Below are 6,110 nucleotides of genomic sequence, written 5' to 3'. Positions count from 1 at the left end.
GTTCTCGCGTTCGAGTTCGCGTTCCCGGAGGCTCTTCGGGGCGCCGGCCGGTGTGGTGGACGCGTCGTCGCCGTGGCGTCTGCGGTAGTCCTTGACCCAGTTGCCCAGGGTGGTGTCGTGGATGCCGACCTCACGGGCCACATGGGCGATGGGGCGCGGGCCGTCCAGGACCATCCGGACGATCTCGTCCTTGTGCTCCTGGGTGAAATGCCGCCTCTGTCGTGCCAACGACCTTCCCTTCCGGTTCTCCCCAACTCTAGTTGGGGCCCTGTCCGGAAGATCCGTGGCACCTCACATGCGCACCCTGGAGGAAGTTCTGTCCCTGGAAGCCTCGCCGCTCGCCGGCTCCCAACCCCGTGGTCGTCCGTATGCCTGAACTGACCGGCGCCACCAACCTCCACGAGCGCGCCCACACCCTGCTCGACCGGATCTGCGACCTGACAGGACTCGACGCATCCGGTGCCGAACTTCTCCGCCTGCGCAGCAACGCGGTGTTCAAGCTCCGCGGCCCGATCATCGTGCGGATCGCCACCGCCCCCGCCGCCGCCGAACGCCTCCCGGCCGTCCTGGCCGCGACCCGGTGGCTAGCCGGCCGCGACTTCCCCACCGTCGAGCCCGCCGACGAGATCACCGACCAGCCCGTAACCCTCGACGGCGTCACCGCGACCTTCTGGCGCTACATCCCCACCAGCCCTACTCCGGCCAGCACCCGCGACCTCGGCCGTCTCCTTCGCGACCTGCACACCGGCCCGACCCCGCCCTTCCCGCTGCGCGAGCTCACCGATCCGCTGGCCGGCATCCGCGCGACCGTCCAGCATCACCCCGGCGTCCTCACCACCACCGAGCAGGAGTGGCTTAGCCGGCACATCGCCGCCATGACCGACGCCTGGAACCGGCTGCCCTTCACCGCCCCGCCCGCGCTCGTCCACGGCGACGCATGGATCGACAACCTCCTACGCCACCAGGACGGCCACGTGGTACTCGCCGACTGGGACAGCGTCGCCGCTGGCCCCCGCGAATGGGACCTGATCCACAGCCACCACGGCCAGCGCCGCTTTGGTCTCTCCCCCGCCGACGTCGACGACTTCACCTCCGCCTATGGCTATGACCTGCACAAATGGCCCGGCTACGAAACACTCATGCGCATCCGCGACCTCTACGCAATCGGCATCCACATCCGCAACGCCCCCGGAGATCCCTTCTCCCGTCGCGAACTCGCTCACCGCCTCACCAGCATGCAGACCAACAACACCCACACCCGCTGGCACATGAGGTAATCGCGAGGAAGCCTCAACCTTCTAAAGTGCATCACCCGCCCTGTAGAGAGCCAGCACTTGCCAGGCGCATCCCGCTGGGCGTCCAGCGCCTCGCGCACACCGGCGGGGCACGGAGCGCCAGCGCCATCCCTGATCATCTCGGCGATGACTGGACGGCGCGCTGCGACGAGTGCGAGGAGCCGCAAGAGGCGACCGCTAACTGCGCGGCACCCGCGGCGGCCGATTGGGTCACCGGCAAGGGCGTCATGCCGCTGACGCAAGCGTTCGGCCTCCTGTGCGGGCCCGACCTCGTGCGCCAGTGGCACCACCGGCGCCGCATCGAGGGCCGCATCGTCAACGGCGTTACCTGGTACGACCTGGCGAGCGTCCAGCGCTATGTGGTTCTGCGAACGGCCCGGCGCGATCAAGGGGCGACATTAGCGGGTCCTGCGAACACGGGATCCTTTTCGAGCTGGGCTCCGCCTGAGCTGGCGTGAGCAACTCCCCCTTTATCCGCCCGGCCATGGCGTCGGCGGGCGCGCATGCTCTTGCCCCCTGGGCTTCTTGCTCGGCCTAGCCACGGCGCTCCTGGTGCTGTGGGCCACACTCGGGACCGGCGCCCTGTGGTTGCTGGAGCACGCTGACAAGGTGAAGGTCGACAAACTGGACGAGACCGCACGGGCCGAGGCGCTGGACCGGGTCCGGGGCCGGGCGGTCGCCGTCGGCACCAGCCTGCTCGCCCTCGTGGCGATCTTCTTCACCGCCCGCGCCGCCCGCGCCGCTCTCGCCAGCAGCAGCGCCGCACAGCAGACCGCCGCGGCGACCGAACAGGGCATGGTGACCGGCCGCTATACCGCCGCTATCAAACCACTCGGCTCCAACAAGCTCGACATCCGCCTCGGTAGGGTCTGCTCCCCAGTCCCGGACCCGTGGTCTGGGACGACCAGCGGGCGCTGTAGGCGGCACTCAGGCTGTCGGGCTCGTGAGCTCGCGGACGCGGTCGCTGTAGAAGCCCTGCTTGTCCGCTTCCACGACTCGCTCAAAGTACTCCCGGGCGCGTCGCCGATCACCGACCATGAAGTAGTACTTCCCGAGCTCGAAGAGGCTGAACAGGTCGAAGGCGTCGAGCGCCAAGGCCTGGTTGTAGAAGCCGAGGGCGAGGCGATCGTTCCCGTTGAGGGCGTGCGCCCACCCGAGCTTGGAGTAGACGACGACGGCATCCGGCCGCTCTGCTCGAACGGTCTCGAGCAACTGGATCGCGCGCCCGTAATCGCCATCAAGTCCCGCCGCGACGGCGAGCCGGAACCGCGAGTACGGCCGGTCGACGGCGTCCACGAGGCGCTCGTAGATCGCCACCGCGTTGCCGTACCGCTGGAGGTTGGTGTACAGCTGACCGAGCCGCTCAACCACCTCGCGTCGCTGATGGCTCTCGACCGGGTAGCCACGATCGAAGGCGGCGAGCAGCTTCTCGTACGCTTCGGCCGCTTTGCGGTGGTACCCCAGGCGCATACAGATGCCACCGAGCATCCGCAGGTACTGAGGATGGCCGTCGCTCCGATCGACAGCAGCCTCCGCCGCCTCCAGAGCACCTTGAGCGTCGCCCTCGGCGAGCCGCTGCTTGGCCAGTTCGAGGTAGTAGAGCGGACTTGACGGGGGCGGCCGGAAGCCGAGCTGGCTGGGCTCCGAGCGAGCCGGCATGGCTGCCATCGCCGCCTCGGCGCGCAACCGGTCAAGGCATGCCTGCACGGCAACGCGTATCGACCCACAGTTCAGAAAACGGTTCTCGGGCCGCCGCGCCATCGCGCGAAGGATCACGTCCTCGAGATCGGCGGGCACATCGCGGTTGACCTCACGAGGCTTCGCGACCTGCACGCCGGTCAGCAGCTGATGCGGGCTCGAGTAGGGCAATCGTCCCGTGGCCATCTCGTAGAGGAGAACACCGATCGAGTAGATGTCGCTGACGTCCCGGGCGCGCTTCCCCTCGAGCGCCACCTCAGGGGCCATGTACGCCTCTGTGCCGCGGCGCTTGGTCCAGACCCACACATCCTCGAGCCGGCGGCTCGACCCGAAGTCGGTGATCTTTGCTGCCCCGGACGCCTTGTCAACGAGGATGTTCTGCGGCTTTAGGTCGTTGTGCGAGATGTTCGCGGCGTGGACAACAGCAAGACCGTCGAGGATCTGCAGTGTCCACTCCAGCATCTGTTCGAAGGTGAGCGGCGCCCGCGTACTGACGCTGTCGAGGACCTTTGCCAGGTCGTAACCATCAATGAACTCCATCTCGATCACGAAGAGCTCGCTGATGTTGTGGAAGCCGTGGACGCGAACAATATTCGGGTGATGGATGTCCCTGATGATGTCTGACTCCTTGCGAAGCACCTCCTCGCCCTTCTCCTGGTCTTTCGGAATCTTGATCGCGACCGTGGCACCATCCTTCAGCCTCCGCGCCTGCCACACCTCGCCGAAGCTCCCTTTGCCGAGCTCGGCCAGCAAGCGAAAGCGATCGCCCAGCTCCTCGCCGGACTTGCCACGGAACACGATCAGCGCCATTACTACGCCCTCCCAAGGGCGAGCCGCTCATTGCGTTCGTCGCGCAGGAACTCGCCGAACACGAGACGTTCGGAGTCGGGAGCTGGACGCATCACGCACTTAATGATCAACAACGGTGTCCGGGCCGGGGCCACGTCACTGCCACGACGCCTAAACCCTTCGCGGTAAGTTGCGATGATGGCGTCCATGCTGCGTGGAGCCGAGCCGCTGCGTACCCAGTAGATCAGGACACACAGCTTCAAACTCGGGGTCGCTGTCGACGCGATCGCGAGGTTTTCGACCTTTCCCCGCAGCTTCCCCTCGTCACCGCGCTCGAACCTCTCGAATTCGAACGCGAGCGAGGCTTCGCCCAATTGCTTCTCGAACCACACGGAATCCGCACGCACGTCCCCGAGGCCGTTGTCGCGAGCCCACCAGATCGGGCACTCCGCCACGGCGGAGTAGCCCTGCGACTGCCCCGCGGTGGCCAGGACCGTGAGGAAGTGCGAGTGCACCGTGAGCCCGATGTCCGGGATCCCCGACAGCAGCATCGGGAAGTGCTCGACCATCAGTTCGCGGTTGGCGAGCCCGTCAAACACCAGGTCCGCCGGAGATGGCGAGCGGTCACCCATCATCCTCCCGACCTCCCCCAGCGCTCACACACGCGCGGTGACTCACCGCCGTGGATGAGCGCCTTGGTGCCGACCTTCACAACGAGCGGCGCGATGATCGCCCGTCCGCAGATCAGCGCCTCACCGGTCGACAGCGTCGGGAGCTCCGCCAGGTCCGCTGCAGAGAAGTAGTCGGAGGTCTTCTGGATGAACCGCTGGTCGTCCGGGTTCTTGATGCGCATCGCGACGATAGTGTTGCACTGACTCGTCACGTCGGAGTCGAGCTTGCTCGGGCGCTGGCTGACGATGCCGAAGCCCACGCCGAACTTCCGGCCCTCGGCCGCGATGCGCTTGATGATGTTCTTCGAGATCGCAGCCTCGCCGACGGGCGCGAAGTTGTGCCCCTCCTCGTAGACAATGAACACCGGCCGAGTCGGGCGCTGCTTATCGGCCGCCGCCTTCATCAGCTCGCTCGAGATGAGCGCGACGATGACCTGCCGCGCCGTGTTCGAGAGCCCTTGGAGGTCAATGATGCAGAGCCGTCCGGCTTCGGCATTGTCGTCGCCGACCATCTCGTAGACGTCGAACGGCTCACCGGCCGCGCGCGAGTAGAAGCTCTGGGCCTCGTTGATCATGCGCCGAAGGCGGATAGCGGCGATGTTGGCACTCCCTCCGCGGAGCGCGCTGGCCTCGCCCTGGCTGCCGGACTCCGTCACCCACTCCTTCAGGCGGTCGAGATCATCGAGGACCGCGAAGAGCTCCTGGATGTCGCGAGGCTCGTCGATGTTCTCCTTCCAGTAGCGGAGCGCAACGTCGAGTACGCGCTGCTGCGGCTCCGTCAATCCAGGGAGCACACCGGAGAACTCGTCCACGTCGAAGTGGTCGAGCTGAAGAGCGAGGCGCATGTTATTCCCCGCGTACTTCTCGTCGAAGCTCCGCAGCTGCGGCGTGTAGACCTTGATGCCACCCCCACGGTCCTGCAACTGCTGGAGGGCAGTTTGGATCTCCGCGAGCTTCTGCCGGTCCCGAGGGTCCTCGACCTTGTCGAGCCGGTCGTTGAAGTTGAGCTTGCCGGCTCGGAAGGCCCTGCCGTACTCGCCGTGCGGGTCGAAGACCACGACCGACGCGTTGAGCTGCGAGACCAGCCGCTCGATGACGCGCCCGACGGTGTAGCTCTTCCCCGAGCCGGTCATCGCAAGCACGGCGAGGTGCTCGGTCACCAAGGTGTTCGCGTCGAGGAAGACCGGGACGATGTTCTCGCCCTTCTCGTAGCCGACGAGGTTGCCGAGATGGACGCTGGTGTCCTCGGAGAACTCGTAGAAGCTTGTGAGGAACGCGTAGTCGACTCCGTAGACCTTCGTCCCCGGCGTCAGCGGACGTCGGGGAATCCGGATCTCGCCGGTGAACGGATCCTTGTAGCCGACCAGCTCGAGCGTCGCATACACGGTCTCGCCCGAGAGCCGCGACTGCGGCAGCAGCTCGACTTCACTGATCCCTTCGCCGAGCGCTGGGCTGAACAGGATGTTCGACCGCGAGAGCCCCACGATGCGGCCCAACACGTCGAGCTGAGATTCCGACTCGCGCTCCTGGTGCGCAACCCGCACGAACTCCCCGCGCCGCGCCGAGAAGCTCGTACGCAGTGCGATCGTCAGCTTGCTGGGCTCCCCGGTGTTGCCGACTAGTTTGCCAATGTAGTTGTCGTCGTCTCGGAACATGC

At 66.4% G+C, this 6,110-nt stretch carries 6 protein-coding genes; 2 read left to right on the top strand and 4 right to left on the bottom strand.

The window, feature by feature from the left end; translation table 11 throughout:
- Nucleotides 1–228, bottom strand: a 228-nt coding sequence (locus tag H505_RS49500) for a transposase (protein WP_026405297.1), incomplete at its 3' end; no start/stop codon positions are given.
- Nucleotides 229–368: 140 nt separating this feature from the next.
- Between H505_RS49500 and H505_RS0132535 the strand changes: the two genes are divergently transcribed.
- Both H505_RS0132535 and H505_RS0132530 read left to right on the top strand, forming a co-directional pair.
- Nucleotides 369–1,277, top strand: coding sequence for an aminoglycoside phosphotransferase family protein (locus H505_RS0132535; RefSeq protein ID WP_026405296.1), 909 nt, complete (start codon nt 369–371; stop codon nt 1,275–1,277).
- A gap of 26 nt (nt 1,278–1,303) precedes the next feature.
- The gene (locus H505_RS0132530; protein ID WP_026405295.1) at nt 1,304–1,753 is read left to right on the top strand and encodes a hypothetical protein; all 450 of its coding nucleotides are present in this window, start codon (nt 1,304–1,306) and stop codon (nt 1,751–1,753) included.
- A gap of 469 nt (nt 1,754–2,222) precedes the next feature.
- On the opposite strand, the gene H505_RS0132525 is transcribed toward H505_RS0132530, so the two are convergent.
- The 3 genes from H505_RS0132525 to H505_RS0132515 are packed head-to-tail and all read right to left on the bottom strand — an operon-like array spanning nt 2,223 to nt 6,108.
- The gene (locus H505_RS0132525; RefSeq protein ID WP_026405294.1) at nt 2,223–3,803 is read right to left on the bottom strand and encodes a serine/threonine-protein kinase; all 1,581 of its coding nucleotides are present in this window, start codon (nt 3,801–3,803) and stop codon (nt 2,223–2,225) included.
- Between the two features lie 2 nt (nt 3,804–3,805).
- Complete coding sequence (locus tag H505_RS0132520) at nt 3,806–4,417, bottom strand: hypothetical protein (protein WP_157433216.1); 612 nt, start codon at nt 4,415–4,417, stop codon at nt 3,806–3,808.
- On the bottom strand, nt 4,414–6,108 hold the full coding sequence (locus H505_RS0132515; RefSeq protein ID WP_026405292.1) for an ATP-binding protein: 1,695 nt from the start codon (nt 6,106–6,108) through the stop codon (nt 4,414–4,416). The genes H505_RS0132520 and H505_RS0132515 overlap by 4 nt, the downstream gene beginning before the upstream one ends.
- Nucleotides 6,109–6,110 lie beyond the last annotated feature (2 nt).

Source organism: Actinomadura rifamycini DSM 43936, from assembly GCF_000425065.1.
Classification (GTDB): domain Bacteria; phylum Actinomycetota; class Actinomycetes; order Streptosporangiales; family Streptosporangiaceae; genus Spirillospora; species Spirillospora rifamycini.
Note: the sequence above shows the minus strand (reverse complement) of the source record. Positions and strands in the feature narration are given on the sequence as shown.